This window comes from Undibacterium sp. Tian12W (genome assembly GCF_049339405.1).
In the GTDB taxonomy this organism is placed as follows: domain Bacteria; phylum Pseudomonadota; class Gammaproteobacteria; order Burkholderiales; family Burkholderiaceae_D; genus Undibacterium.
The window spans coordinates 189545-216075 of record NZ_JBMPPK010000001.1 but is presented as its reverse complement, the minus strand read 5'-3'; the positions used below and the strand labels follow the sequence as shown (position 1 = coordinate 216075).

26 protein-coding genes are annotated in these 26531 nt (G+C 51.1%); 20 read left to right on the top strand and 6 right to left on the bottom strand.

The genetic code is table 11. The features are described from left to right. The first annotated feature begins 4 nt into the window (after positions 1–4). The 3 genes from ACO0LI_RS00945 (at position 5) to ACO0LI_RS00935 (ending at position 2539) form a co-directional block, all read left to right on the top strand. Positions 5–1291 (top strand): dihydroorotase, encoded by a 1287-nt coding sequence (locus ACO0LI_RS00945; RefSeq protein ID WP_423030167.1) that lies wholly within the window; start codon positions 5–7, stop codon positions 1289–1291. A gap of 8 nt (positions 1292–1299) precedes the next feature. Further along, complete coding sequence (locus tag ACO0LI_RS00940) at positions 1300–1620, top strand: 1-deoxy-D-xylulose-5-phosphate synthase (RefSeq protein ID WP_423030165.1); 321 nt, start codon at positions 1300–1302, stop codon at positions 1618–1620. A gap of 184 nt (positions 1621–1804) precedes the next feature. Continuing rightward, positions 1805–2539 carry a lysophospholipid acyltransferase family protein gene (locus ACO0LI_RS00935; protein ID WP_423030163.1) on the top strand — a complete coding sequence of 245 codons (735 nt, stop codon included), beginning with the start codon at positions 1805–1807 and terminating at the stop codon, positions 2537–2539. A 3-nt stretch (positions 2540–2542) separates the two neighbouring features. On the opposite strand, the gene ACO0LI_RS00930 is transcribed toward ACO0LI_RS00935, so the two are convergent. The 4 genes from ACO0LI_RS00930 to ACO0LI_RS00915 form a co-directional block, all read right to left on the bottom strand. Continuing rightward, the gene (locus tag ACO0LI_RS00930; protein ID WP_423030161.1) at positions 2543–3367 is read right to left on the bottom strand and encodes a symmetrical bis(5'-nucleosyl)-tetraphosphatase; all 825 of its coding nucleotides are present in this window, start codon (positions 3365–3367) and stop codon (positions 2543–2545) included. A 7-nt stretch (positions 3368–3374) separates the two neighbouring features. After that, the gene (gene hemH / locus ACO0LI_RS00925) at positions 3375–4481 is read right to left on the bottom strand and encodes a ferrochelatase (protein ID WP_423030159.1); all 1107 of its coding nucleotides are present in this window, start codon (positions 4479–4481) and stop codon (positions 3375–3377) included. Positions 4482–4496: 15 nt separating this feature from the next. Further along, positions 4497–6143: a DNA repair protein RecN gene (gene recN / locus ACO0LI_RS00920; RefSeq protein WP_422949506.1), complete on the bottom strand. Its 1647-nt coding sequence runs from the start codon at positions 6141–6143 to the stop codon at positions 4497–4499. Between the two features lie 121 nt (positions 6144–6264). Beyond that, positions 6265–7158 carry an NAD kinase gene (locus ACO0LI_RS00915; protein WP_162039925.1) on the bottom strand — a complete coding sequence of 298 codons (894 nt, stop codon included), beginning with the start codon at positions 7156–7158 and terminating at the stop codon, positions 6265–6267. Between the two features lie 75 nt (positions 7159–7233). Between ACO0LI_RS00915 and ACO0LI_RS00910 the strand changes: the two genes are divergently transcribed. The 3 genes from ACO0LI_RS00910 to ACO0LI_RS00900 all read left to right on the top strand — a co-directional run bounded on the left by ACO0LI_RS00910 (position 7234) and on the right by ACO0LI_RS00900 (position 9459). Then, entirely contained in the window at positions 7234–7920 is a 687-nt protein-coding gene (locus ACO0LI_RS00910) for an HAD family hydrolase (protein ID WP_422949505.1), read from the top strand. 44 nt (positions 7921–7964) lie between these two features. Next, the gene (gene hrcA / locus ACO0LI_RS00905; protein ID WP_422949504.1) at positions 7965–8996 is read left to right on the top strand and encodes a heat-inducible transcriptional repressor HrcA; all 1032 of its coding nucleotides are present in this window, start codon (positions 7965–7967) and stop codon (positions 8994–8996) included. A gap of 79 nt (positions 8997–9075) precedes the next feature. Next, positions 9076–9459 carry a response regulator gene (locus ACO0LI_RS00900; RefSeq protein WP_422949503.1) on the top strand — a complete coding sequence of 128 codons (384 nt, stop codon included), beginning with the start codon at positions 9076–9078 and terminating at the stop codon, positions 9457–9459. Between the two features lie 104 nt (positions 9460–9563). Here the strand turns inward: ACO0LI_RS00900 and fur are convergent, their stop codons facing one another. Then, positions 9564–9992 (bottom strand): ferric iron uptake transcriptional regulator, encoded by a 429-nt coding sequence (gene fur / locus ACO0LI_RS00895; protein ID WP_422949502.1) that lies wholly within the window; start codon positions 9990–9992, stop codon positions 9564–9566. 111 nt (positions 9993–10103) lie between these two features. On the opposite strand from fur, the gene ACO0LI_RS00890 reads away from it, so the two are divergent. The 13 genes from ACO0LI_RS00890 (at position 10104) to ACO0LI_RS00830 (ending at position 24747) form a co-directional block, all read left to right on the top strand. Beyond that, a complete protein-coding gene (locus tag ACO0LI_RS00890; protein WP_422949501.1) occupies positions 10104–10634 on the top strand; it encodes an outer membrane protein assembly factor BamE in 531 nt (176 codons plus the stop codon). Positions 10635–10656: 22 nt separating this feature from the next. Beyond that, complete coding sequence (gene dapB, locus ACO0LI_RS00885) at positions 10657–11463, top strand: 4-hydroxy-tetrahydrodipicolinate reductase (RefSeq protein ID WP_423030157.1); 807 nt, start codon at positions 10657–10659, stop codon at positions 11461–11463. A gap of 177 nt (positions 11464–11640) precedes the next feature. Next, on the top strand, positions 11641–12297 hold the full coding sequence (locus ACO0LI_RS00880) for a MotA/TolQ/ExbB proton channel family protein (RefSeq protein ID WP_423030155.1): 657 nt from the start codon (positions 11641–11643) through the stop codon (positions 12295–12297). Between the two features lie 36 nt (positions 12298–12333). Beyond that, entirely contained in the window at positions 12334–12777 is a 444-nt protein-coding gene (locus tag ACO0LI_RS00875) for an ExbD/TolR family protein (RefSeq protein ID WP_423030153.1), read from the top strand. Between the two features lie 148 nt (positions 12778–12925). After that, positions 12926–15553: a leucine--tRNA ligase gene (gene leuS, locus ACO0LI_RS00870; RefSeq protein WP_423030151.1), complete on the top strand. Its 2628-nt coding sequence runs from the start codon at positions 12926–12928 to the stop codon at positions 15551–15553. Positions 15554–15589: 36 nt separating this feature from the next. Then, positions 15590–16099: an LPS assembly lipoprotein LptE gene (lptE, locus tag ACO0LI_RS00865; RefSeq protein ID WP_162039934.1), complete on the top strand. Its 510-nt coding sequence runs from the start codon at positions 15590–15592 to the stop codon at positions 16097–16099. A 1-nt stretch (position 16100) separates the two neighbouring features. Next, complete coding sequence (gene holA, locus ACO0LI_RS00860) at positions 16101–17120, top strand: DNA polymerase III subunit delta (protein ID WP_423030149.1); 1020 nt, start codon at positions 16101–16103, stop codon at positions 17118–17120. Positions 17121–17236: 116 nt separating this feature from the next. Then, entirely contained in the window at positions 17237–18502 is a 1266-nt protein-coding gene (locus ACO0LI_RS00855) for a glutamate-5-semialdehyde dehydrogenase (protein WP_423030147.1), read from the top strand. Positions 18503–18542: 40 nt separating this feature from the next. After that, positions 18543–18965, top strand: a complete 423-nt coding sequence (locus tag ACO0LI_RS00850; RefSeq protein ID WP_423030145.1) for a CopD family protein — start codon at positions 18543–18545, stop codon at positions 18963–18965. Between the two features lie 106 nt (positions 18966–19071). Further along, complete coding sequence (locus ACO0LI_RS00845; protein ID WP_423030143.1) at positions 19072–20286, top strand: THUMP domain-containing class I SAM-dependent RNA methyltransferase; 1215 nt, start codon at positions 19072–19074, stop codon at positions 20284–20286. 111 nt (positions 20287–20397) lie between these two features. After that, on the top strand, positions 20398–21879 hold the full coding sequence (locus ACO0LI_RS00840) for an NAD-dependent succinate-semialdehyde dehydrogenase (protein ID WP_423030141.1): 1482 nt from the start codon (positions 20398–20400) through the stop codon (positions 21877–21879). A 133-nt stretch (positions 21880–22012) separates the two neighbouring features. Then, positions 22013–23248 (top strand): multidrug effflux MFS transporter, encoded by a 1236-nt coding sequence (locus tag ACO0LI_RS00835; protein ID WP_423030139.1) that lies wholly within the window; start codon positions 22013–22015, stop codon positions 23246–23248. A gap of 422 nt (positions 23249–23670) precedes the next feature. Continuing rightward, complete coding sequence (locus ACO0LI_RS00830; RefSeq protein WP_422949490.1) at positions 23671–24747, top strand: porin; 1077 nt, start codon at positions 23671–23673, stop codon at positions 24745–24747. A 428-nt stretch (positions 24748–25175) separates the two neighbouring features. Here the strand turns inward: ACO0LI_RS00830 and ACO0LI_RS00825 are convergent, their stop codons facing one another. After that, positions 25176–25679, bottom strand: a complete 504-nt coding sequence (locus tag ACO0LI_RS00825) for a hypothetical protein (protein WP_423030137.1) — start codon at positions 25677–25679, stop codon at positions 25176–25178. A 394-nt stretch (positions 25680–26073) separates the two neighbouring features. On the opposite strand from ACO0LI_RS00825, the gene ACO0LI_RS00820 reads away from it, so the two are divergent. After that, positions 26074–26514, top strand: a complete 441-nt coding sequence (locus ACO0LI_RS00820; protein WP_423030135.1) for a hypothetical protein — start codon at positions 26074–26076, stop codon at positions 26512–26514. The last annotated feature ends 17 nt before the right edge of the window (positions 26515–26531 follow it).

Below are 26531 nucleotides of genomic sequence, written 5' to 3'. Positions count from 1 at the left end.
GAATATGAAGATACATATCAAAAATGGCCGCGTGATTGATCCGGCAAGTGCTAGCGATGCAGTACAGGACGTGTTTATCGCTGCCGGCAAGGTCGTTGCCATAGGCCAGGCCCCGGCTGACTTTGTCGCCAATAAAACTATTGATGCTTCTGGCCTGATCGTTACCGCTGGTCTGGTCGATCTGAGTGCCCGCCTGCGTGAGCCTGGTTTTGAATACAAGGCCACGCTGGAATCTGAATTACAGGCCGCCATGCGCGGCGGCGTCACCAGCCTGGTGTGCCCGCCAGATACTGACCCTGTGCTGGATGAATCAGGCCTGGTAGAAATGCTCAAGCAAAGAGCCCGCATGCAAAATAAGGCCCACGTTTATCCGCTGGGTGCGCTGACCATAGGTTTGAAAGGTGAATCCCTGACCGAGATGGTGGAGCTGACAGCGGCAGGCTGCATAGGTTTCTCTCAGGCCGAAGAAACCATCGCCAATACCAATACCCTGCAAAGGGCGCTGGATTACGCAGCCACCTTTGGTTTCACCGTCTGGCTGCGTCCGCAAGATGCCTACATAGGCAAGGGCGGCGTTGCTCACAGCGGCCCCTTGGCTTCGCGCCTGGGCTTGTCTGGTGTGCCCGTCATGGCCGAGACGATTGCCCTGCATACCCTGTTTGAACTCATGCGCGCCACCGGCGCCAAAGTACATCTGTGCCGCATCTCTTCCGCCGCTGGACTGGATTTGATACGCAAAGCCAAAAAAGAAGGTTTGCCGCTGACCTGCGACGTTGGTGCTCATCATGTGCATCTGACTGATGCTGACATTGGTTACTTCGATTCCAATGCCCGCCTGACACCACCTTTACGCAGTCAGCGTGACCGCGATGCCATTTCTGCGGCACTGAAAGACGGCACCATCGATGCGATATGCTCAGACCATACACCGGTCGATGATGATGAGAAATTGCTGCCCTTTGCTGAGGCCTCACCCGGTGCCACCGGCCTGGAATTATTATTGTCACTGGCACTGAAATGGGCAGAAGACAGCCGTGGTGACGTCAGCCTGATGCTGGCCCTGTCCAAAATCAGCCAGCATGCCGCCAAAGTGGCAGGTGTGCCCGCCGGACAAATCGCCGTAGGCCAGGCAGCGGATATCTGCATCTTTGATCCTGCCACACGCTGGAAGGTAGAAGCCAAAGCCCTCGCCAGCCAGGGCAAGCACACGCCTTTCCTGGGTTATGAATTGCCGGGCGTGGTCAAGGCCACGATAGTGTCAGGGCATACTGCGTTTGATACTTTGCATTAACATCGCAGATGAAAAGTAATCAGCTTACCCGTGGTGAACAAAGACGCGTCATGTATGTGGAAAATAAAAACGGCTTGATCGATGGCGTTGCTGCGCGCATAGGCTGGGTTGAGTTTTCCAAAACAGGGCGAACAGTTTACTACCGTGGAAAATCCTTGCAGGCATGTACCGGAGGTGGAATATCCGGTAATTTTTTTGACGCCGATACCCATGAAGAGTATTGGATTTCAGGCGTCAAAAAACGCGGCTCCAATGTGCATTATGCAGAGTCAGTGAGTGTCTTGATTGATGAAGATGCCAAAGAGGAAGTGGTAAGAATGCGTGCCTGAAGCAGGCTGAGGTAGTGTCCAAACTGCTCAGTGAGAAATTCGTTTGATTGAGTAGGATGCGTGGGAAGAGCGGGACGAGTGGGAAGAGTGGGGGTAAAGGCAGGTATAGCCTTACTCCCGCTTTTGTTTATTCAGCTTGGCTATTTTTAATTGTTACTCTACGTGAGTATTTTTGTGAGTCAGTATGATCGTTTGGCATTTTTTCCGGATATTTCTCCATCTCACGGCAGGTCTGCTGACTTGCGCCCTGATCTTTCCGTTTTCTTCTGATGCCAGGCGTGATGAGCTGGTTCGCCGCTGGTCGGTCAAATTGCTCGCCATCTGTACCGTGGATGTTGCTTTCAAGGATAAAAGCGGGGGTGCGGTGAATCCGTCGGCGATGATCGTTTCCAACCATGTGTCATGGCTGGATATTTTTGTCATCAATACCCTGCATCCTTGCCACTTCGTCGCCAAGTCTGACATCCGCAACTGGCCTTTGCTGGGCTGGTTATGTGAAAAGGCAGGTACAATTTTCCTGGTGCGTGGCAGGCAGCGCGATGTGCGCCGTATCTATGAAGGCCTGGTACATCAGATAGAAGCAGGCAAGCGCATTGCGTTTTTCCCTGAGGGTACAACTGCAGCGCAAGGTAATCTGCTGTCTTTTCACGCCAACCTGTTTGAAGCGGCAATAGAAGCACATGTACCTGTACAGCCCTTTGTTGTGCGCTATCTTGATGCGCAGGGACAGCTCCACCCTGCCGCTGATTTTATTGGTGACATGACTTTTGCAGAAAGCATGCGCATCATCTTGCTGGCACCACGTATGACAGCAGAACTGGTGCGCCTGCCTGCGATTCCTACCGAAGGTGCGCACCGCAGGGAAGTGGCGCAAGTGGCGCGTGCAGCGGTGATGAAGGAGTTGGGATTAAGCGAGTAATATTTACCCAGGTTTTTGCTGTTGCGGACAATCTATCTGCACGACTTGCCGGTCTTCCAGTGCGACGGCAGTCAGCTTGCCACCCCATACACAGCCAGTATCCAGGCTAATCAGGTTGTCACGCAAAATCAGGCCCAAGGTGGACCAGTGACCAAATACCACGGTGTTTTTTTCACTCGCACGTGACAGCTCAAACCAAGGGGCAAAGCCTTGCGGTGCGCTGTCCAGGCCATCCTTGCTGTCAAAATCCATGACGCCATCTGCATTGCAAAAACGCATGCGTGTCAGTGCGTTGATGATGCAGCGTAATCTGTCATAGCCTTCCAGATCATCCTGCCATTGCGCTGGGGTGTTGCCATACATATTGCGTAATAAATCCAGCCAGTCTTTACTGTGTAGCTGTGTTTCGACTTCATGCGCCAGCTTCATGGTTTGCTTTGCTGACCATTGCGGGAAGATGCCTGCATGTATCAATAAGTGCTGGTGCTGTGAAATCGCCATGGGTCTGTGCCGTAGCCAGTCCAGCAATTCTTCACGGTCTGGTGCTTGCAGGATATCGTCCAGGGTATCGCTGCGACTTGCTTTACGTATGCCATTGGCGACAGCTAGCAAATGCAGGTCATGGTTGCCGAGTACGGATTCTGCCCGGCCAGCAACTTGCAAATCACGTATCAGGCGCAGGCTGGCCAGCGATTTGGGGCCGCGATTGACCAGGTCGCCTGCAAACAAATACTGTGCATCTGCTTCGGTCTGCTCTATTTTGTTGAGCAGGCTTTGCAACTGGTCGGCACAGCCTTGTATATCGCCGATAAAATAAGTTTTTGCCATTGCTGCCTCAGGGCTCGCCACCCATGCGTTTGGCTTCTGCGCGGCTGATCAGGGCTTGCTGTTTTTGCTGTTCACGCACGCTGGCGGTGATCATGGTAGGCCAGCCTATCAGATGTTGCTCTGCAATTTCAGCCAGGCCGCGCATCCACGCCGGTGACTCATTCAGGCAGGGAATGTAGTTGAATTCCTTGCCACCCGCTTTCAGAAAATCGGTCTTCACTTCCATGGCAATTTCTTCCAGGGTTTCCAGGCAGTCAGCGATAAAGCCGGGGCAAATCACGTCTATGCGTTTAACGCCCTCTTTGGCCAGCTTTGCCACGGTAGGTGCTGTATAAGGTTGCAACCATTCGGCACGGCCCAGGCGTGACTGGAAGGTGACCACATAATCATCTTTGCCCAAGCCCAGTTTCTCAGCCAGCAAGCGGGCGGTTTTATAACATTCGCAATGATAGGCATCACCGCGCAATAAAAATGCTTTTGGCAAACCATGGAAACTCATGACCAGTTTGTCAGGGCGACCATGGCTTTGCCAGTGATCCATGACCGACACGCGCAAAGCCTGTATATAAGCATCATGGTCATGATAATTCTTGACGAAGCGCAGTTCAGGCATGTTCCTGACTTGCTGGTAATGCTGGGCCACCGCGTCAAAATTGGAGGCTGTCGTCGTGGCAGAATATTGCGGGTAGGCTGGCAATATCAGTATGCGCTCACAACCGTCTACTTTGAGTTTTTGCAAGACCTCGGGTATCGAAGGTGAACCATAACGCATGGCATAGGCAACTTGTACTTCATGCCCACGTTCACCCAGATAGCCTTTCAGCAATGCTGCCTGTTTTTGTGTATGTATTTTCAGTGGCGAACCATCCCTGGTCCAGATCGAAGCATACTTCTTTGCTGACTGGCCAGAACGGAAGGGCAGGATAATCCCGTGCAAGAGCAGCCACCAGACCGGGCGCGGTACTTCAACTACGCGTCTATCCCATAAAAATTGTTTGAGATAACGGCGCACTGCCGATGTCGTCGGTGCATCAGGCGTGCCGAGGTTGATCAGCACCACGGCTGTCTTGGCGATTTTGCCGTGTGAATATTTAGGTTCTTTGAGGAAGCGCATGATGTATTTTTTTTCTTAAGATGCCAATAATTCTCTGGCGTGTTTGCGCGTAGTCGCCGTAATTTCTATGCCGCCCAGCATGCGGGCGATTTCTTCCACTCTTTGTTTATTGTCGAGTGCTTCTATTTGTGAAACGGTTTTGCCATTCTGGTTGGCCTTGCTGACCTGGAAGTGCTGGTTAGCCTGGCTGGCCACTTGCGGCAGATGCGTAACGCACAAGACTTGCCGGTCCTGGCCCAGGCGTTTCAATAAACGACCAACCACTTCAGCCACGCCACCACCTATGCCACTATCAACTTCATCAAATATGAGGGTAGGAGTAGCAGTAGCACAAGAGGTGATGACAGAAATCGCCAACGAGATACGCGCCAGTTCGCCACCAGAGGCTACCTTGGCCAATGGCCTTGCCTGTACACCGGCATGGCCTGCGACCAGAAATTCCACCTGTTCCAGGCCATAGGCGGCTGGTTCTACAGGATTGAGTGCAACCGAGAAGCTGCCGCCGCCCATGCTCAGGTCTTGCATTGCCGTGGTGACTGCTGCGCCCAGGTCTTTGGCAACTTTTTGTCTGATCTTGCTGAGTTTTCCTGCGGTTTGCAGGTAGGCAAGCCTGGCTTTTTCTTCCTGTGCTTTCAGGGCATCCATGTCGGTGGCATTCGACAACTGCGCCAACTGGGCTGACAGCGTGGCAAATTCTTCGTGCAATTTTTCAGGCGCGACGTGAAAGCGCCGTGCCGTCGTGTGTATCACTTCTACGCGGTTTTCCACGACGCGCAGACGGGCAGGGTCGAGTTCTGTGCGGCTCAGGTAAACATTGAGTGCGTAGGTGGTTTCCTGCAAATTGATGCAGGCAGATTCCAGCGCATCGGTGACGGGTTTGAGCGCCGCATCGTAATCGATTAGCTTCAACAGCTTTTGCTGGATGGCAGTCAGTTGCGACAAGACAGGATGCTCGGATTCAGAAATCAATGCGGCTGCCTCTTGTCCGGCTTCCAGCAGACTGGCAGCGTGAGCCAGACGACTGTGCTCCTGGCTGATGCTTTCCCATTCACCGGGCTTGATCTGCAATTTATCGAGTTCGCCGACCTGCCATTCCAGACGCTCGCGCTCTTGCAAGACGCTCTTGGCATTGGTCTCAAATTCTTCACGTTGCTTGCTGATATTGCGCCAGGCGCGGTAACGCAAGCCTACTTCGGTGACTTGCTCTTGCAAGCCGCCTTGCATGTCCAGCAAGTCGCGCTGTGCCTCGGTTTTCAACAAGGATTGGTGTGCATGCTGGCCATGGATATCTACGAGCATGTCGCCTATCTCGCGCAATTGCCCTGCAGTGGCGGTGATGCCATTGATCCAGGCCTTGGAACGGCCTGCATTATCGATGGTACGCCGCAAGATCAGCGGTTGATCCTGGTCAAAGAATTCATGTTCTTTGAGCCAGGTGGCGAGTGTTTCATTGACGGCAAATTCTGCACTGATATCAGTTTTGCTGGCAGATTCTCTTACCATGCTGGCGTCACCCCGGCCACCGAGGGCCAGGGTCAGGGCATCGATCAAAATGGACTTACCCGCACCGGTTTCACCGGTCAGCACACTGAAGCCTGAAGAAAATTCCAACTCCAGCGTATCAACAATGACAAAATCTCGTATGGCAAGCGTGCGCAACATAATGGGCAGACATGAAGGAATTTGTTAAGAAAATGGTGCCGGAAAGTACCAGCCAGCATAGCGAAATCGCTATTTTAGCAACAGCCTGTGACTTCTGTGTTTGTAAGAGTGGGCGAAAAAATTAATTCAGCGCACCCTCTACCGATGGATATTCATTCCAGTGCAGTTTCTCGCGCAAGGTGTTGTAATAATTCCAGCCGGGAGGATGCAGGAAGGTTACCGTATGGGCAGAACGGTTCACGATAATCCTGTCCTGATGCTGCAGGCTGGCAAAATTTTGCATATCAAAATTCAAGCTGATATCGCGTCCGGCCACGATGGTGATGACGATTTCGCTACTGTCTGGCAAGACGATGGGCCGGTTCGACAAGGCATGCGGCGCAATTGGCACCATCGCAATGCCTGACAGGCTGGGGTGCAGCAGCGGGCCGCCAGCAGAAAGGGCATAGGCAGTGGAGCCTGTCGGCGTCGAAACGATGAGACCATCTGAGCGCTGGTTATACATGAAGTGTCCATCTACCTCGACACGTAATTCCACCATCCCTGAGCCTGCACCACGTGAGACCACGATGTCATTGAAAGCCACACCACTGAAAATCTGGTTGCCATCGCGGGTCACGATGGCCTGCAACAGGCTGCGGCGCTCGGACACATATTTGCCATCCAGCATTTCTGTTATGACAGGGATCATGCGGTCAAGTGCAATATCGGTAATGAAACCCAGTCTGCCCTGGTTGATACCAATCAGAGGAATATTGTAGGGTGCCAGTTGCCGTGCTATGCCCAGCATGGTGCCATCGCCGCCAACGACGATGGCGACATCGGCCAGCTTGCCTATCTCAGGCACGGGCATGCTGCTGAATTCGCTCAACTGCAGATATTGCGCGGTTTCTGCCTCGATGACGACGCGGTGTCCGGCGCTCGCGAGAAAATTGGCCAGTTCCTTAATCGAGTCAGCAATGCCTGTCGCATTCGATTTTCCAACAAGTGCAATGGTTTTGGCCTGTACTGTCATAAACAAAGGTAGGGTGACATGATGCCTGAGATTAGAACATAATTAGGGCATCTATGAATGGAATGAGTGCTCTTTATGGCAATTAAAGCAGTTTTGCTGGACCTCGATGATACTTTGTGGCCGGTTGCGCCAGTTATTCGTCATGCTGAATCCGTTTTGCAGCAATGGTTGCATGAACACGCACCTCTTGTGGCGCAAAATTACAATGTGGAAAAATTGCGTGAGCGCAGGAATTTGCTGGTAGCGAGCGACCAGCGTTTTCAATACGATTTATGGGCTCTGCGTCATACCTTGTTGAAACAGGTTTTTGATGAGCATGGCGTGGAAGCCGAAAAAGCCGACCAGGCCATGGCCGTTTTTGCCGATGCCCGTAACAAAGTCGATTTGTACAGCGATGTCAAACCCGCCTTGCAGGCTTTGCAAGAAAAACTGTTGCTAGGCACAGTCTCGAATGGTTTTGCCGATTTGCAGGCGATAGGCCTGGCGCATCACTTCAAGGTGTCTATCGCTGCCTATCGTTTTGGCTGTGCCAAGCCCGACCCTAGGATATTCCTGGCCGCTTGCCAGGAGCTGGGCCTGGAACCTGCAGAAGTATTATATGTTGGCGATGATTTATTGCTCGATGTGCAAGGTGCGCAACAGGCGGGATTAAAAGGCGGCTGGATGAACCGCCAGGGTTTAAAAATTGAAGATGAGCGCCATCTGCATATCAAGCCGGATGCGGAATTTGCCAATCTGCATGACCTGACTCTATGGCTATGAATTTTTCTATGTTCATGTCAGTCATGAACGCATAAAATGAAACCATGCAACTAGATATCCGCGCACAAACTTTATTAAAAGCCCTGGTCGAGCGTTATATCGCCGACGGCCAGCCTGTGGGTTCCCGTGCCTTGTCCAAAATATCTGGCCTGGAATTATCCCCGGCGACGATACGCAACGTCATGGCCGACCTGGAAGAAATGGGCTTCGTAGCAAGCCCGCATACTTCTGCGGGCCGTATCCCCACGCCCAGGGGCTATCGCGTTTTCGTTGATACCTTGCTTACTGTGCAAGATGTGAATGGCGCAGCCATGGATTCGCGCCTGCAGTCCAGCCTGCAATCAAATATGAATGCACAGTCGCCGCAAAAACTGATTGCGAACGCGGCGCAGATATTATCGTCCTTGTCACAATTTGCCGGTGTCGTCATGACGCCGCGTACTGAGTCGATTTTCCAGCAGGTAGAATTCTTGCGCCTGTCAGAAAAACGTATCTTGCTGGTAGTGGTGGCACCTGGTGGCGAAGTGCATAACCGTCTGTTGTTGACCGATGTTGATTACACGCCAACGCAGTTGGTGCAGGCCGCCAATTACCTGAACCAGAACTTTGGTGGCTTGAGCTTTACCGACGCACGCACCCGTATCAACAGTGAGTTGCGGGAATTGCAAAATGATATGACCAGGCTCATGCAGGCGGCGGTAGAGGCGGGCAGCAATGCCATGGATGAGGATAATGACGAGGTCGTTATCTCTGGTGAGCGTAATTTGCTGAATGTGCAAGACCTGTCGTCAAATATGAGTTCCCTGCGCAAGCTGTTTGATATGTTCGAGCAAAAAAACAGCCTCATGCAATTACTTGATGTATCCAGCAAGGCAACTGGTGTGCAGATATTTATCGGCGGCGAATCACAACTGGTACCCATGGAAGAAATGAGTATTGTCACAGCGCCCTATGGGGTGAACGGCAAGATAGTGGGTACCCTGGGTGTCATAGGACCTACCCGCATGGCCTATGAAAGAGTTATCCCCATCGTAGACATCACTTCAAAATTATTATCTAATGCACTTAGTCAGTAATAAAGCATTAAGATACAGTGTGAAATAGCGAAGCAAATAAGCAAAAACAAGCAAACATTGATGCGCATACAGGGTTGCTATGGAAAAGAAAAACGCTAAGATTTTATTGATTGATGATAATGATGTCACCCGCGAGGTGCTCAGGGTCATATTGCGCAGCGAGGGTTATAACGTCGTTGGCGAAGCTACCGATGGTGGCACTGGCCTGGAAATGGCAGTGAAACTCAAACCTGACCTGATCTTGCTCGATATTGTCATGCCCAAGATCAGTGGTACTGAAATCCTGCCCCGCATCCGCGAATTGTTGCCAGACTCAAGGGTTTTGATGGTAACAGCCAATAAAGACCAGGATACGATTACGGAAGTAGTCAAGAATGGCATCCACGGCTATATCCTCAAGCCATTCAATGCGCAAAAGATCATAGGAACTGTCGAGGCTGTCGTAGCCAAGATCAATAAATAGGCTGGAATTAAGCTGGAAAGCGCACACCGGGTTGCTATGGCCGGGTGCGCTTGTCAGGCTAAAGTTGGGGGATTTCTCTTTACTTTAAGCTTTGCGCTTACGATTCAAGCCTTGTGTTCGCAATTAGGCTTGGTGCAATTGCCATAAATTGCCAGTGCATGTTCAGCAATCTTGAAGCCGCGTTCCAGGGCGACTGTTTGCTGGCGTTGTTCGATTTCTTCGTCAAAAAATTCTTCCACACGGCCACAGTCCAGGCAGACCAGATGGTCATGGTGTGAACCCTCGTTCAATTCAAAAATGGCTTTGCCAGTCTCAAAATGATTCCGGTTTAACAGTCCGGCCTGTTCAAACTGGGTCAGGACGCGGTACACAGTTGCCAGACCGACATCCATATTTTCATTGAGCAGGATCTTATATACATCTTCTGCTGTCAGATGACGAACCTTGCTGCTCTGGAAGATTTCCAGGATTTTCAGGCGGGGCAGAGTGGCTTTCAGACCGCTGGCTTTGAGGTTTGGGGAGCTGTTTGTCATGTTTTCGATCAAAAAATTGCTATCTGCTTTATGATATCGGGTTTTAGGGCTTGTTGCTCAATTAAGAGGTTATCTATGCAACTGTTGTTTTCAGGTTTAACGCGGAATAAGATGAGCCGTGTAGCGGGTCTGGTAGTGCTGGCTTCTTTGACAGCATGTTCAACACCTATTCCCCTGCTGTCATCGGCTGACAGAACTTCAGTATATGCAACATCAGGCACACCTAGTGATGCAAATGGCGCGCAAGTGGTTGAGCCGACCGGTTTTGGCAAGGTACTGGCCTTTATTTCGCCTTACCGCGTTCCCATACAGCAAGGTAACTTCGTTTCCCAGGAAATGGTGGCACAGTTAAAAGAAGGTATGACACGTGAGCAGGTGCGTTTTATCCTTGGTACAGCCTTGCTGACCGATATGTTCCATGAAGACCGCTGGGATTATCCTTTCCGCCTGACCAAGCCAAATGGTGAACGTATCACCAGCCGCGTGTCGGTGTTTTTCAAAGATGGTACGGTAGCAAAGTTTGAAGGCGGTAACTTGCCGACTGAAAAAGAATATCTGGCACGTATTACAGAATCCGCTTTGGGCCTGAACCGCGTGCAATCGGTGATAGAGACCGATGCGCCGAAGAAAAAAGAGAAATAAGCTAAGAGAGAAGTAGATATTTATGACTGCACTCAAAATTGCCGTGGCCGGGGCTTCTGGCCGTATGGGGAAAATGCTGGTCGAAGCGATCAGCAATGCCGATGACATGGTCCTGGTTGGTGCGCTGGATGTGCCAGCCTCACCAGCCCTCGGTACCGATGCCGCAGCCAGTCTGGGCAAGCCTTGCGGCGTGAATATTACTGCTGACCTGGCAACTGGCCTGGCCAATGCCGACTACCTGATCGATTTCACCCGCCCTGAGGGCACCCTTAAGCATCTCGAATATTGTGCAGCTCATGGCATCAAGATGATTATCGGCACCACGGGCTTTGATGAAGCAGGCAAGGCAGCGATTGCCGTCGCAGCAGAAAAAACCGCGATCATGTTTGCGCCGAACATGAGTGTAGGCGTAAACGTCACCATGAAGTTGCTGGAAATGGCAGCCAAAAGCTTTGCCGAAGGTTATGACATTGAGATCGTCGAAGCCCATCACCGCTTCAAGGTCGATGCTCCTTCAGGCACAGCCCTGAAAATGGGTGAAGTCATCGCCGATGCACTGGGCCGTGACCTCAATGAAGTGGGCGTGTTTGCCCGTGAAGGTGTGACAGGTGAGCGCGATCCATCTTCCATCGGTTTTGCAACTATCCGTGGCGGCGACATCGTTGGTGATCATACGGTCTTGTTCGCCGGCATAGGTGAACGCGTAGAAATCAGCCACAAGTCTTCCAGCCGTGTGACTTATGCCCATGGCAGCCTGCGTGCTGCACGTTTCTTGCAAGGCAAATCTACAGGCTTGTATGATATGTACGATGTCCTGGGTTTCCGTTAGTGGGACATACGCAAAACCGCCCCAGCTGCGTTGTAGCTCCTAGCCGTACTAAAGTACTGTCTTCGTCGCTACGCCTTGCTGGGACAATTTTGCGTAAGTCCTATTTAGTTTGCTTTGGTTTTCGTTAATAGCGCACATTCGCCTGATATTTGAATAAGTGAAATAAGCGGCACACGCATGAATTCTGCAATCGCACATTATTGGGAACAGGCTGACGCACTGGGTCATCTGGTTGGCTGGTTATTATTGTTGATGTCGGTACTGAGCTGGACACTGATACTGATGAAGGCCTGGAGTTTCTGGCGTATCCGTAAAGCAGCCCCAGGCTTGCGCGCCTTCTGGCGTGCGCCCAGTCTGGCAGATGCATTGTCGTCGCTGCGCCAAGCTGACCAGTCCAAAATATTCATCACCCTGGCAGATGCAGCACATGCAGCCAGTGATACAGCCCAACGCAGCGCCACCTTGTCTGCCAATGCTGGTCTGAGTGAAATCCTGACACGCAGCCTGCGCCAGGAATTGCAAGGCCTCACGGTCAGGCTGGAAACTGGCTTGAGCTTTCTCGCTTCAGTCGGCGCAACCGCCCCTTTTGTTGGCTTGCTGGGTACAGTCTGGGGTATTTATCGTGCCTTGACGGCTATTTCATCCAACGGTGTAGTGCAAATCGATCAGCTGGCAGGGCCGGTGGGCGAAGCCCTGATCATGACAGCGCTGGGTTTGCTGGTGGCGATACCTGCCGTGCTGGCTTATAACGCCTTCAACCGCATTAACCGCATTACCCTGGCTGAGCTGGATGGTTTTGCCTTTGACTTGCATGCTCACATGAACAAGTCTTGAATTAAAAAATTAGTAAAGCATCAAGAAAATTAAAAGATGACATTCGGTCAATTTCATACGCCGCGCGAATCCTCATCCCGTCCCCTGACTTCCATGGCGGACATCAATGTCACGCCCATGGTCGATGTGATGCTGGTTTTGCTGGTCATCTTTATCATCGCTGCCCCTTTCATGACGCATGCGATCAAGCTGGATTTGCCGCAAGCACAATCAGCCCCGGTGGCCGAGCAGGCTGAGTCTGTGCGTATTTCCTTTGATGCTGACGGCATCCTTTACTGGGATAAACAGGTACTGGCCATGGCTGACCTGGAATCCAGGCTGGCCCTGCTGGCGAAAAAGAACAAGCAGATAGAAATCCAGTTGCGGGCCGATAAGGCTACCCGTTATGAAATTATCGCCCAGGTGATGGCGGCAGCCCAGACGCAAGGGCTGGCCAGGATTTCTTTTGTAACCGACAGCAAGCAAGCCAAAAAACCGTAATTGCCACGGTTGAGTCAGTACAAGACTGCGCTGCACCCTGTAAAACGGCTCCGGGAGCCTTTGCCTGTCAGGCTTTCCTCAATAATGTGTCTGAACCAGTTATAATCAAAGGTTATGAGTCATTTCCGCATCTACTTCTGCTTACGCCATGCAAGAAAAATACACGCCCTCTGACGTCGAACAATCGGCGCAAACCCATTGGAAAAAGATCGATGCCTATACGGCAGTAGAAAACAATCCACGTTTCCCTAAAGGCAAGTATTACGCTTGCTCCATGCTGCCTTACCCTTCCGGCAAGCTGCACATGGGCCACGTGCGCAATTACACGATCAATGACATGCTGGCACGCCAGCTGCGCATGAAGGGCTATAACGTCCTCATGCCCATGGGTTGGGATGCATTTGGTCTGCCGGCAGAAAATGCGGCGATTGCCTATAAGAAATCTCCTGCAGAATGGACTTACGCGAATATCGAAGACATGAAGTCACAAATGCAACCTTTGGGTTTGGCATTTGACTGGAAGCGTGAAGTCGCAACTTGTGACCCTGACTACTATCGCTGGAACCAGTGGCTGTTCCTCAAGATGCTGGAAAAAGGCGTTGCCTACAAAAAAACCCAGGTTGTGAACTGGGACCCTATCGATCAAACCGTACTGGCGAATGAACAGGTTATCGATGGCCGTGGCTGGCGCTCTGGCGCCCTGGTAGAGAAGCGCGAAATTCCTGGCTACTACTTTGGCATCACCCAGTACGCAGACGAATTGCTGAATAGCATCGATGATCTTGATGGCTGGCCTGAGCAGGTACGTACCATGCAGCGTAACTGGATAGGCAAGAGCGAAGGCGTGCGCTTTGCTTTCCCGCATCAGATCGCTGACGAAACCGGCGCACTGGTACAAGACGGCAAGCTGTATGTATTTACTACCCGTGCCGACACCATCATGGGCGTGACTTTCTGCGCAGTGGCGGCAGAGCATCCAATCGCGACACTGGCAGCAAAGAATAATGCAGCACTGGCAGCCTTCATCGAAGTCTGCAAAGCTGGTGGCACGACAGAAGCTGAAATGGCGACCAAGGAAAAAGAGGGCATGCCGACTGGCCTGTTCGTTACTCACCCTCTGACTGGCGAGCAGGTCGAAGTCTGGGTAGGTAACTATGTCCTCATGACGTATGGTGATGGCGCTGTCATGGGTGTGCCTGCGCATGATGAACGCGATTTTACCTTTGCAAAAAAATACAATATCGCCATCAAGCAGGTCGTGGCGATTGACGGCGAAAGCTTCACCACTGACGCCTGGGCCGAATCCTATGGCGACAAGCAGCGCGGCGTCACCGTCAATTCTGGTAAATATGATGGCCTGAGCTTCAAGGCAACTGTCGATGCAGTCGCTGCCGACCTCATTGCCAAAGAACTTGGCGAAAAGAAAACCACCTGGCGTTTGCGTGACTGGGGTATTTCCCGTCAACGCTATTGGGGCACACCTATCCCTATCATCCACTGCGCAAGCTGCGGTGATGTGCCTGTGCCGTATGAAGATTTGCCAGTGGTATTGCCTACCGACTGCATCCCTGATGGTTCTGGTAATCCATTGAAACACCGTGAAGATTTCCTGAATGTGCCTTGCCCTAAATGCGGCAGCCCGGCACACCGTGAAACCGACACCATGGACACCTTCGTTGATTCCAGCTGGTATTTCATGCGTTATACCTGCCCTGATGCGACAACCATGGTGGATGGTCGCAATGACTACTGGATGGCGATGGACCAGTACATCGGTGGCGTCGAACATGCGGTTCTGCATTTGCTGTACGCACGTTTCTGGACCAAGGCCATGCGTGACCTGGGTCTGGTCAAGATAGACGAGCCTTTCAAGAACCTGTTCACGCAGGGTATGTTGCTCAACGAGTCTTACTATCGTGAAGATGCCAGCGGTAAGAAAATCTGGTTCTACCCGAATGAAATTGAAGTCCAGCATGATGACAAGGGACGTCCCATTTCTGCTTCGCTGAAGAGCGATGGCCAGCCTGTGCAAATGGGCGGCATAGAAAAGATGTCCAAGTCCAAGAACAATGTGGTTGAACCGAAAGACATCATTGAGCAGTTTGGTGCAGATACTGCACGCCTGTTCACCATGTTTGCCGGTCCTCCAGATCAAAGTGCGGCATGGAGCAATAGCGGTGTAGAAGGTGCCTCACGTTACCTGCGTCGTCTGTGGGCTTCTACCTTGAAACTGTCCGGCACGATTGCCTCCGGTACAGTGGCACCAACTGCTTATGCAAATGATGTCAAGGCCCTGCGCCGTGAAGTGCATCTGACGCTGAAACAGATCGATGCCGATTATGATAGGCTGCAATACAACACCGTTGTATCCGGTGCGATGAAGTTGCTCAACACCATAGAGTCATTCAAGTCAGAGGCCGAAGGTAGCGCTGCAGCTTTGCGCGAAGCCTTCAGTATCTTGCTGCGTGGCCTGTATCCGGTATGTCCGCATATTACCCACGTACTCTGGCAGGAACTGGGTCTGGCGACAGAACTCGGTGAAATCATTGATGCACCGTGGCCGCTGGTCGATGAAGCTGCATTGGTACAGGATGAAATCGAGCTCATGGTCCAGGTCAACGGCAAACTGCGCGGTAGCATCAAGGTTGCCAAGGATGCCGACAAGGCCACCATAGAAGCGACTGCTCTGGCGAATGAAAGCGTACAGAAGTTCATGGAAGGCGCCGCCAAGAAAATCATCATCGTGCCTGGCAAGCTGGTGAATATCGTCGCCTGATTGTTTAACAGATATACCAGTAACAGGGAAAACCGCATGCAAGCAAACTATGTAAAGCGTCTGCAATGGCTGGCAGCCATCATGTCCATCATGTTGTTGTCGGCCTGCGGTTTCGCCCTGCGCGGCCCGGTTGCCTTGCCGTTTAAAAGTATATATATCGGCATGCCAGAAAGCTCGGCCCTGGGTGGTGAATTGCGCCGCCATATCCGTGCCAATGGCCAGACCCAGATCATGTCTGAGGCCAAGGACGCGCAAGTGGTACTTGAAGTATTGAGTGAAACCCGCGAAAAACAAATCCTGTCGCTGAACAGCCAGGGGCGCGTGCGTGAATATAATCTGATTTATAACTTCCGTTTCCGTGTCCGCAATAATGTAGGCAAGGAATATCTGGAACCGGTAGATCTGCAGTTGAAGCGCAATATCACCTTTAATGAATCGCAAGTACTGGCGAAAGAGGCAGAAGAAGTCTTGCTGTACCGCGATATGCAAAGTGACCTGGTGCAGCAAATCATGCGCAGGCTGGCTGTTGTAAAGATGGACGACTGATATGCAATTACGCTTCGATGCCCTTGATGGCCATCTGGCGAAAACACTGGCGCCACTATATGTGATCACCAGTGATGAGCATTTGCTGGCGCTGGAAGCGGCAGACAAGATACGTCGCACAGCTAAAGCACAGGGTTTTTACGAGCGCGAAATCCTGACGGTGGAACGCAGTTTCAAATGGGGTGCCTTGCTGGCAGCAAATCAGTCGCAATCCCTGTTTGGTGATAAAAAACTCATAGACTTGCGCATTCCTACCGGCAAGCCCGGCAAGGATGGTGGCCAGGCCATGCAGGATTATGTGACGAATCTGTCACCCGATAACCTGACCCTGATCACCTTGCCCAAGCTGGACTGGGCCACGCAAAAAGCTGCCTGGGTAGGCAGCTTGCAGCAAGCCGCGGTATATATCGACATCCCGCTGGTAGAGCGCAATCAATTGCCGGGCTGGATCAGCATGCGCTTGTCCTTGCAACAACAAAGCGCAGACCGGCAAAGCCTGGATTTCATCGCCGACAGGGTAGAAGGCAACTTGCTGGCAGCTCACCAGGAAATCCAGAAGCTGGCCTTGCTGCACCCGGCAGGCAAACTGAGTTTTGAGCAAATCCATGATGCCGTGCTGAATGTCGCGCGCTATGATGTCTTCAAGCTCAATGAAGCCATGCTGGCCGGTGATGTTGCAAGACTGGTACGCATGCTGAATGGTTTGAAAGGCGAGGGCGAAGCACTGCCCCTGGTCTTGTGGGCCATGGCAGAAGAGATACGCACCTTGCTGAAATTAAAGTCTGGCATGGCACAGGGCAGGCCCTTGTCAGCCTTGCTGAAAGAATACCGCATCTGGGGGCCGCGAGAAAAACTCATGGACCCTGCCTTGCGCCGTGTCAGCCTGGCAAATTTGCGGGCTGCACTGCAAGAGGCATCGCAGGTCGATAAGATGGTAAAAGGTTTACGAGCGAAGGCATTTGCAGGTGATCCCTGGGATGCCTTGTTGCAATTGGGTTTGAGAGTGGCAAAAGCGGCTTAATCGCCATTGTGCCAGCACCTGATTTAGCGGTTTATCAAACCGGAAATTGAATTCCCTCGCCACCTTGCTGGTGGCTGATCAACGAATATGAGACCAGTAGGTCTCTGAATGACGATATGGATATCAAGCACTACATGAACGACCTTGGCATCCGTGCCCGCACAGCATCGCGCGCCATGGCCAAAGCCGACACCGCCGCCAAGAACCAGGCCTTGTCACTGATCGCTGCCGCCATCAGGCGCGAGGCTGCCGCCTTGCGCGCCGCCAATGAACTTGACCTGGCCGCAGCCAAAGCAGCAGGCATGGAAGCCGCTATGCTGGACAGGCTGACCTTGTCCGACAAGGCGATAGCCACTATGGCCGAAGGCCTGGAGCAGATCGTCAGTCTGGCTGACCCTATCGGTGAAATCTCGAACATGAAATACCGCCCCACTGGCATACAGGTAGGGCAGATGCGCGTACCGCTGGGCGTCATCGGCATTATTTACGAAGCTCGCCCGAATGTGACTGTGGATGCGGCTGGCCTGTGCATCAAAAGCGGCAATGCGACGATATTGCGTGGTGGCTCAGAAGCCATCCATTGTAATCAGGCATTGGCGAAACTGGTCAAGGAAGGTCTGGCCGGTGCCGGGTTGCCTGCCGACGCGGTACAGATCGTCGAGACTACCGACCGCGCTGCCGTTGGCGAACTGATCACCATGCCGCAGTATGTCGATGTCATCGTTCCGCGTGGTGGCAAGGGCCTGATTGCGCGTCTGATGCAAGAGGCCACAGTGCCCATGATCAAGCATCTTGATGGCATCTGCCATGTATATATTGATGACAAGGCTGACCTGACAAAAGCAGTGGATGTGGCTTTCAATGCCAAGTGCCACCGCTATGGTACCTGCAATACCATGGAAACCTTGCTGGTTGCACAAGGCATAGCGGCGCAAGTCTTGCCAGCACTGGCTGAGCTGTATGCAGGCAAGCAAGTCGAATTGCGTTGCGACGATGCCGCCGCTGCGATACTGGCAGGCTACCCGCATCTGGTTAAAGCAACAGAAGAAGACTGGAGCACTGAATACCTGGCACCTGTCCTGGCAGTAAAAGTAGTGGCTGATCTTGATGAAGCCATCACGCACATCAATGATTATTCATCCAAGCATACAGAATCCATCATCACAGAAGACTATAGCCGCGCCCTGCGTTTCTTGCGCGAAGTCGATTCAGCCTCGGTGATGGTGAATGCCTCCACCCGTTTTGCTGACGGTTTTGAATATGGCCTGGGTGCCGAGATAGGTATCTCGAATGACAAGCTGCATGCACGCGGACCGGTAGGGCTGGAAGGGCTGACGTCGATGAAGTATGTGGTTTTTGGTCACGGTGAAGTGCGCCAATAATTTAGAAGCTCATTGTAAAAAATAAGAAAGAAAGTAAGCCATGCTCTGGGTCAAAGTTTTCCACATCCTGTTCGTCATGTCCTGGTTCGCTGGCCTGTTTTATATGCCACGCATCCTCGTCAATCTGGCGATGGATAACCATCCGCCGACGACAGAGCGCCTGTTGCTGATGGCGCGCAAGCTGTATCGTTTCATGACGGTATTGGCAGTGCTGGCATTGATCTTCGGCCTGTGGTTATGGCAAGGCTATGGCATAGGCAAGGGGTCGGGTAATGGCTGGTTGCATGCCAAGCTGACTTTGGTGATCTTGCTGATAGGTTATCACCATGCCTGTGGCAGCTTGCTGAAAAAGTTTGAGAAGGGCGTTAACAAGCGCAGCCATATCTGGTTCCGCTGGTTTAATGAAGTGCCGGTGATTTTATTGCTGGCGATATTGATATTGGTAGTCGTCAAACCTTTCTAGGTTTGACGAGGCCTCAAAGTACGGCTGACCTGGAGTGCAGAACTCCAGGTCAGCAATTGGCGGTGAACATTCACCATTGTTTTTTTAACGGATAAAGGGTACTCCTATGACGCGTTATTCTTATTTTTGCCCATGCCCACGTGGCCTGGAAATAGCCCTGGCTGAAGAGCTCGGTGAAATTGCAGCCCTGGATAAAACCATGACTGTACACAATCAGGTACCGGGCGGTGTGCACTGCTCAGGCAGCCTGCATGATGGCTGGCGTATTAACCTGCATTCACGCATAGCCTCGCGCGTGCTGATGCGTATGGCGCATTCTGGCTATACCAATGAAAATGATATTTACGACCTGGTGCTGGCCCAGCCCTGGGAAGACTGGTTTGGTTATCACCATACCATCCGTGTCGATGTCACGGCAGTAAAATCACCTTTGAAGAGCCTGGACTTTGCCACACTCAAAATCAAGGATGCGATCTGCGACCGTTTCCGCGACCAGTTCACCCAGCGCCCTTCGGTCAATACCAAGAACCCTGACATGCGCATCGTCGGTTTCATGGATGCGCGCAATTTCACGGTGTATCTGGATATCTCTGGCGAGCCTTTGTTCAAGCGCGGCTGGCGTCTGGAAACTGGTGACGCGCCCTTGCGTGAAAACCTGGCAGCAGGCTTGCTGCGCACCGCAGGCTGGAAGCCGGGTACACCTTTGTTTGATCCCATGTGTGGTTCCGGCACTATCCTTATCGAAGCTGCGCAAATCCTGGCAGGCATACCACCAGGCCTGAAGCGTGAATTTGCTTTCGAAAAAATGCATCAGTTTGATGAAGATGCCTGGACACAGATCAAGGCCAGTGCCAAACCACATCCTCTGCCTGCAGAGCCAACGATTTTTGGCAGCGATATTTCTGGCGACATGATAGTCATGACACGCAATAACCTGAACAAGGCGGGCATACGTTTTGACGTGCCACTGAAGCAGATAGAAGCGCAGGAAATCAAGGCACCAACGACAGAGCCAGGCATCTTGCTGACCAACCCGCCTTACGGCGAACGTATCGGTGTGCGCGGTGACAGCACGATGGAAGAAGATGATATGGCCAAAGACTTCTTCAGCGCCTTCAGTACTACGCTGAAGCAGCGCTTTGCTGGCTGGAGCGTGTTCCTGTTCACGGCTGATCTGGGTTTGCCCAAGATGTTGCGTTTGAAAGAGTCACGCAAGACCCCATTCTTCAATGGCGCGCTGGAATGCCGTTTGTTCCGCTTTGATATGGTGGCAGGCTTTAACCGCAGGGAAGAAGCCAAACCCAAAGATATAGCTGAATAATTTTCATGCTATGGCAATAAGCTACTGAAAAAGCGGCCAGGTCTCAGCAGACCTGGCCGTTTTGCTTTAGGCTTGAGGCTTCACTTCAAGATTCTGCAAGGAGATGTAGTCATGGCACTGGAATCAACAGCAAAGCAACTGAATTTAAAAGACCCATCCTTATTACGTGAGCAGGCCTACATCAATGGAGAGTGGGTCACAGGCTCAGCCAGTTTTGAGGTGAATAATCCTTCCACGCTGGCAATCTTGGGCACAGTACCCAATCTGGACGCCGGTCATACCGAAGCCGCCATCAAGGCTGCGCAAGTGGCCTTCCCGCTGTGGGCCGCAAAAACCGGCAAAGAACGTGCGACGCTCATGCGCAAATGGTTTGACCTGATGATAGAGAATGCCGACGACCTTGCTGCCATCATGACGGCAGAGCAGGGCAAGCCACTGGCAGAGGCCAAGGGTGAAGTCATTTACGGTGCGAGCTTCATAGAATGGTTTGCTGAAGAAGCCAAGCGCGTATCTGGCGATGTCATGGCCTCAACCTGGAGCGACAAGCGCATGGTGGTCCTGAAGCAGCCTATCGGCGTCTGCGCTTCCATCACGCCCTGGAATTTCCCTATCGCCATGATTACGCGCAAGGTGGCGCCTGCAGTGGCCGCTGGTTGCTCTATCGTCATCAAACCTGCCGAGCAAACGCCCTTGTCGGCGCTGGCCATGGCAGAACTTGCACACAGGGCTGGCATACCGGCAGGTATCATCAATATCGTCACGGCTGACTCTGAGCAATCCATTGCTGTTGGCAAAGTCTTGTGCGACAGCCCGGTTGTACGGCACTTGTCTTTCACGGGTTCAACGCCGGTAGGCCGCATCCTCATGCGGCAATCGGCCCAGACAGTCAAAAAGCTGGCGCTGGAACTGGGCGGACACGCCCCTTTCATCGTGTTTGAAGATGCTGACCTTGATGCTGCCGTTGAAGGTGCGCTGCAATCGAAATTCCGCAATTCTGGCCAGACCTGTGTCTGTACCAACCGTTTTTATGCGCACGAATCGATTTACGATGCCTTTGTTGAAAAACTATCAGCCGGTGCTAAAAAGATCAAAGTGGGCGATGGCTTTGGTGCTGGCATCAACCAGGGGCCAATGATCGATGCACAAGCGGTAGCCAAGGTAGAAGAACATGTGGCCGATGCCTTGAAACAAGGTGCAAGCTTGCAGGCTGGTGGAAAATTGCTGGAAGCGGGCAAACTTTTTTATGAACCAACGGTGCTGTCGAATGTCACATCTGGCATGTTGATCATGAATGAAGAGACCTTTGGCCCGGTCGCAGCAGTCGTCAAGTTCAAGACTGAAGAAGAAGCCATTGCCGCCGCGAATAACACTGACTTTGGCCTGGCATCCTACTTTTATTCACGCGACGTAGGCCGTGTCTGGCGGGTTGCTGAAAAACTGGAATACGGCATGGTAGGTATCAACACTGGCCTGATTTCTAATGAAGTAGCACCGTTTGGCGGCGTCAAGCAATCCGGCCTGGGGCGTGAAGGCTCCAAATATGGCATGGATGAATATCTGGAAATGAAGTACCTTTGTATGGGTGGCATCTGAATTTCATTTTGAACTTCAGCATGAACTGCGGCGTCAACTTCAGCCTGGTATTGGCTGCAGTCCCTTAGCCCCCAATTTGTAGTCCCATGCCTGATAGCTGCCACTGCTATCAGGCGCAACACTGAATTTGCCCATGTCCTCTGCAACCAAGATCAGCAATGCTGGCCTGGCGACCTTACTGGCTGCCCTGGCCATGCTTGGTCCATTCTCCATCGATACATACCTCCCTGCCTTCCCTAATATCCAGTCCACCCTGCATGCGAGTGCGCTGGAAGTGCAGCAGACCCTGACGGCCTATATGCTGTCCTTTGCCGTCATGACTTTATGGCATGGTGCATTGTCTGACGCATTTGGCAGGCGTAATGTGATTTTGGTGGCGCTGGCGGTGTTTGCCGTTGCCAGCTTTGGTTGTGCTTCTGTGCATAGCATTCATTACCTGTGGGGCTTCCGTATCCTGCAAGGCGTGTCTGCCGGGGCTGGCATGGTGGTGGGGCGTGCCATTATCCGCGATTTGTATGCTGGCGCACCAGCTGAACGCCTGCTGTCTTTGGTCACCATGATCTTCTCTATCGCACCGGCGATTGCACCCATCCTCGGTGGCTGGGTAGTCAGTTTTAGTAGCTGGCGGGCGATTTTTCTGTTGTTGTTTGGCTATACCGTGATCCTGTGGTGGGCTTGCTATAAGCATCTGCCAGAGTCTCTGCCCATGGACAAGCGCCAGCCTTTTAGCGCAGAATTTTTATGGGTCAGTTACAAAAAAGTATTTAAATCACCACTATTCCATTTAAAGGCTGGCACCATTGCCTTTAATTTTGCGGGCCTGTTCCTGTATGTTTCAGCCGCCCCGGCTTTTATTACCCAGCATTTGCATCTGGGGCCAGATCAGTTTGGCTGGCAATTTGTGCCTTCCGTAGGTGGTATCTTTTTAGGTGCCCTGGCGGCCAATCGCCTGGCGGGCAAAATGACAGTCTGGAAACAGGTCAGCATAGGCTTTTGCTTTTTGATAGGCGCATCCCTGTTCAATGTAGTGTTTCATTATTTTTCGCCCCCCATTTTATTGTGGTCAGTAACCCCCTTGTTCTTTTATACCTTTGGCATGTCACTGGTTGCGCCAGGGGCGACCTTGCTGGTATTGGATTTGTTTCCTAATATAAGAGGCATTGTCGCCTCGTGTCAGTCGGCAACCGTCACCATGTTGGGCGCCGTCATCGCCGGTATGGTCGCGCCAGCCCTTGATCATTCTGTGCTGACCCTGGCGCTCGGGCAGTTTGCCTGTGCCGTCATAGGTGCCACCATGTGGTACACCGGACGTGCTTACTGGCGTGCCATGACCGCGCAAAAACAGAATGCCTGGGAAACTGTGGAATAAGTATTTTCACTAATTGTTCTAATGAAATATTTCATTTTGTCAATAAGAAGATATTTCATTTATAATAATACATAAATAAATTTCAAGTCAGTTACTTGAAATGCCAGTTACTGGCCTTATATGATTGGTGCTTTGCAGCAATGAGGCGAAATCGAGTGTCGTCAGCAGGTTTCCTTGATTTTGTGTACTATTCGTTCCGCATATGCAAATAAGATTTCCATCGTGTTCTTTTAAGCTGAACTTTATTAGAGTGTAGCTTTCTAAACACATTGAATTCATCAAGTTGTCACTTTTCGCAGGTATCGTGCCGCTTGTCATTGGATCTCTTACCGATTCAAGGCTGTAAAACACCTGTAATTCTGTTTTTACCGTGCTTGATATAAATTGGTGAAAACTTAACATTCATTTTTGGATACTAGATAATGAAAAAATCATTCCTCGCACTTGCTCTGATGAGTGCTTTCTCCGGTGCAGCGTTTGCTCAATCTTCCGTTACTATCTACGGTATCGTTGACGCTGGCTTCCAAAGTCTGGATAACGGCACACCTGCTGGCCGTTTCAACAAACTCCAGAGTGGTCAGGAAAACGGTTCCCGTCTGGGCTTCAAAGGTACTGAAGACCTCGGTGGTGGCTTGAAAGCCAACTTCGTTCTGGAAATGGGTCTGAACGTTGATGACGGTAGCTCTGCTCAAGGCCGTACATTTGGCCGTCGTTCTACAGTTGGCCTGTCTGGCGATTTCGGTACAGTAGATCTGGGCCGCGACAAGACTCCAACTTTCAAATTCTTCGACAACTTTGATCCGTTTGCATCTGGCTACATCAACAGCGGCAATGGTCTGTCCAATTTGTACTTCATTGGTGGCACAGCGACTGTAGCAGGCGCGAATGCTAACTCCGGTGGCCGTGCAAGTAATGCAATCTACTACTACACACCAGGCAACCTGAACGGTTTCTCTGCTGTTGGTCAATACGGTTTCGGCGAAGCCGCTGGCGATAACTCTGCTGGCCGTACTCTGGGTCTGAACCTGCGTTACAACGCTGATGGCCTGGATGTTGGTTACTCTTTCGTTAAAGATAACGGCCAAGCTGCTGCTAACGGTCCTATCAATGCACGTAAAGGTAACACTCTGGCTGTTGCTTATGATTTCGGCGTAGCTAAACCAGTCTTTATCTATCAAAAAGTGAGCGATGACGCTGTTTTGGCAGTTGATCAAAAGATCTTCTCCCTGGGCGTAACAGTTCCGTTTGATCCAACAAACAAAATTTTGGCTACTTTCACCAAAATCAAAGACTCTACTCCAGTTGCAGCTAACTCCGCTGCTACAGTTGGCGATGCTAAGCAATTCGCAATCGGTTACCAGTACACATTCTCCAAGCGTACTGACCTGTATGCTGCTTTCGCAAGCACAACACAAGATGCCAATTCCCAAAAAGTGGGCGCAGCAGTTAAAGGCGCTGACGTAAAAGAATTGACATTCGGTGTACGTCACCAGTTCTAATACGGCTGAAGGGCTAGTCCCTTCATGCGTTTAAAAAGAGAAGAGTGTCCTGTATTGGGCACTCTTTTTTTTTGAAATGATCGCGCAATGTAATTCCAACGCATGCTTACTAGAACTCATTTCATAAATAGGGGTGATGGCGAACAAGATAATGTGGGATGCAGTGCAAAAAAGGGGGAGAGCAACGCTGCAATGCGCCCAAATCGCCAGTTCACTAAGCACTAAGGGTTTGTCTCATAACGCGTACTTTACTGGACGAGCCCGTTGTCAATAGATAAAGCTATTTACTGCCGAGTCTGTCTTGCCGGCCCACGTATGAGGCAAACGCATCTCATTCATATTTATGAAATGAGTTCTAATCTCGATAGGGTGGTGTGGCATATTGCATTCGCTTAAGGATATTGCTATTTGAATGACGATGTCAGGCGCTATTTCCTGCAAGTGAAATTCCGTGCCAGATCCGGTTGTGCCTCAAAAAATCTTCTTTCTTTGTAACTCCATAGATAGACTTTCCCCTTCTCTTCATAAATGGCGTTGCCAAAAAAATTACGATCACTGTAAAAGCTTGAGCGCCAGAAAGAACCGTAGTCCACACAATCCGGGGTATGCCCAGTGAGTTGCTGGTGAATCAGAATGTTCTTGTACGTGTTTGCGCTAGGGATAAGCGCTATAAGAAAAACGAAGTTAGCAATGAGCGGTAACATCCCATGAATTTTTTTGGACAAATAGCGCATGCTAAGAATCGTGATTAACCCGGCACATATGAAAGAAAAAATAATGGGCGGGAATAGAAACGGCAAAAACTGCACATACATAAGAATTAAAAACGGAAGCGCAAGAGGATAAAGAAAATCAAAATTGAATAATGATAAGAATGCCCAAAAAATATAGGTTTGTAGAAAGATGCGATTTTTGGGTGCGAAATGTGGCATGTTATTTTTGTTGAGATTCCGGGAATGTAAAGTTAATAAATTATTCGCTCGAAAAATGCTGTTGTTGAAGCGTAATGGTCATGAGAATTGAAATAATAACATCACATTTGCTCTGCTTGAGACCTTCTCCTGGCCGATTTTGTTATTCCTATTCGAAAGGCAAGCGACCCTTATCCGTTTTTAGCAGCTATTTCGAGACGGTATAAATACTGGATAGAAAAACAAACCGTACATAAACGGTGAAATTCCAGTAATGCGAATATGAAGACTATCGTCCTTGGCTGTTAAATTACGGATGAGTATCAATGCGAATGCACACAACAAGCCGTATATTCCTGACAGTGCAGTCTGGGCTTTGTTACAATGGCTTTATCACACGTTTCCGGGCTTCATCATGAAAATCACGAAAAAATCTGCCGTATTACTGACCTTTATGCTGGCTTGTACTGCAGGGCAGGCAGTTTTCGCACAAGTTCCCTCGAAGGCCGATGTGCCACCTCCGCCAAAAATGGAAAAACTGGAAGAAATCCCCGATCCCAAAGGCGTATCGGTGAGCAAGCCAGAACCCAGGACCAAAGTGACAGAAAAACGCGTCATTGGCGGCAAGGGTACAGAAGTACAAGTGAAGTCTGGCAAAAGCAATTACACAGTCAAAACCGATACCGACGTAGGCAACGCGCCTAAAGGTACGGTGCAGGGCGATGCCAATCGTGCGGCCCAATGGACCATACTTGAATTTGGCGGCAAGAAAGAAGTGAAAGAGGGTAATCCTCCTGATGTTCTGCCACCTGCTTCAAAATCTGCTGCTCCTGCCAGTTCTGCTATCGCAAAGTAAGTGCTTACAAGGTAGTC

Coding starts and splice junctions, on each gene's coding strand:
- ACO0LI_RS00945 (WP_423030167.1), top strand. CDS start 5: ATGAAGATACATATCAAAAATGGCCGCGTGATTGATCCGGCAAGTGCT.
- ACO0LI_RS00940 (WP_423030165.1), top strand. CDS start 1,300: ATGAAAAGTAATCAGCTTACCCGTGGTGAACAAAGACGCGTCATGTAT.
- ACO0LI_RS00935 (WP_423030163.1), top strand. CDS start 1,805: ATGATCGTTTGGCATTTTTTCCGGATATTTCTCCATCTCACGGCAGGT.
- ACO0LI_RS00930 (WP_423030161.1), bottom strand. CDS start 3,367: ATGGCAAAAACTTATTTTATCGGCGATATACAAGGCTGTGCCGACCAG.
- hemH (WP_423030159.1), bottom strand. CDS start 4,481: ATGCGCTTCCTCAAAGAACCTAAATATTCACACGGCAAAATCGCCAAG.
- recN (WP_422949506.1), bottom strand. CDS start 6,143: ATGTTGCGCACGCTTGCCATACGAGATTTTGTCATTGTTGATACGCTG.
- ACO0LI_RS00915 (WP_162039925.1), bottom strand. CDS start 7,158: ATGACAGTACAGGCCAAAACCATTGCACTTGTTGGAAAATCGAATGCG.
- ACO0LI_RS00910 (WP_422949505.1), top strand. CDS start 7,234: ATGGCAATTAAAGCAGTTTTGCTGGACCTCGATGATACTTTGTGGCCG.
- hrcA (WP_422949504.1), top strand. CDS start 7,965: ATGCAACTAGATATCCGCGCACAAACTTTATTAAAAGCCCTGGTCGAG.
- ACO0LI_RS00900 (WP_422949503.1), top strand. CDS start 9,076: ATGGAAAAGAAAAACGCTAAGATTTTATTGATTGATGATAATGATGTC.
- fur (WP_422949502.1), bottom strand. CDS start 9,992: ATGACAAACAGCTCCCCAAACCTCAAAGCCAGCGGTCTGAAAGCCACT.
- ACO0LI_RS00890 (WP_422949501.1), top strand. CDS start 10,104: ATGAGCCGTGTAGCGGGTCTGGTAGTGCTGGCTTCTTTGACAGCATGT.
- dapB (WP_423030157.1), top strand. CDS start 10,657: ATGACTGCACTCAAAATTGCCGTGGCCGGGGCTTCTGGCCGTATGGGG.
- ACO0LI_RS00880 (WP_423030155.1), top strand. CDS start 11,641: ATGAATTCTGCAATCGCACATTATTGGGAACAGGCTGACGCACTGGGT.
- ACO0LI_RS00875 (WP_423030153.1), top strand. CDS start 12,334: ATGACATTCGGTCAATTTCATACGCCGCGCGAATCCTCATCCCGTCCC.
- leuS (WP_423030151.1), top strand. CDS start 12,926: ATGCAAGAAAAATACACGCCCTCTGACGTCGAACAATCGGCGCAAACC.
- lptE (WP_162039934.1), top strand. CDS start 15,590: ATGCAAGCAAACTATGTAAAGCGTCTGCAATGGCTGGCAGCCATCATG.
- holA (WP_423030149.1), top strand. CDS start 16,101: ATGCAATTACGCTTCGATGCCCTTGATGGCCATCTGGCGAAAACACTG.
- ACO0LI_RS00855 (WP_423030147.1), top strand. CDS start 17,237: ATGGATATCAAGCACTACATGAACGACCTTGGCATCCGTGCCCGCACA.
- ACO0LI_RS00850 (WP_423030145.1), top strand. CDS start 18,543: ATGCTCTGGGTCAAAGTTTTCCACATCCTGTTCGTCATGTCCTGGTTC.
- ACO0LI_RS00845 (WP_423030143.1), top strand. CDS start 19,072: ATGACGCGTTATTCTTATTTTTGCCCATGCCCACGTGGCCTGGAAATA.
- ACO0LI_RS00840 (WP_423030141.1), top strand. CDS start 20,398: ATGGCACTGGAATCAACAGCAAAGCAACTGAATTTAAAAGACCCATCC.
- ACO0LI_RS00835 (WP_423030139.1), top strand. CDS start 22,013: ATGTCCTCTGCAACCAAGATCAGCAATGCTGGCCTGGCGACCTTACTG.
- ACO0LI_RS00830 (WP_422949490.1), top strand. CDS start 23,671: ATGAAAAAATCATTCCTCGCACTTGCTCTGATGAGTGCTTTCTCCGGT.
- ACO0LI_RS00825 (WP_423030137.1), bottom strand. CDS start 25,679: ATGCCACATTTCGCACCCAAAAATCGCATCTTTCTACAAACCTATATT.
- ACO0LI_RS00820 (WP_423030135.1), top strand. CDS start 26,074: ATGAAAATCACGAAAAAATCTGCCGTATTACTGACCTTTATGCTGGCT.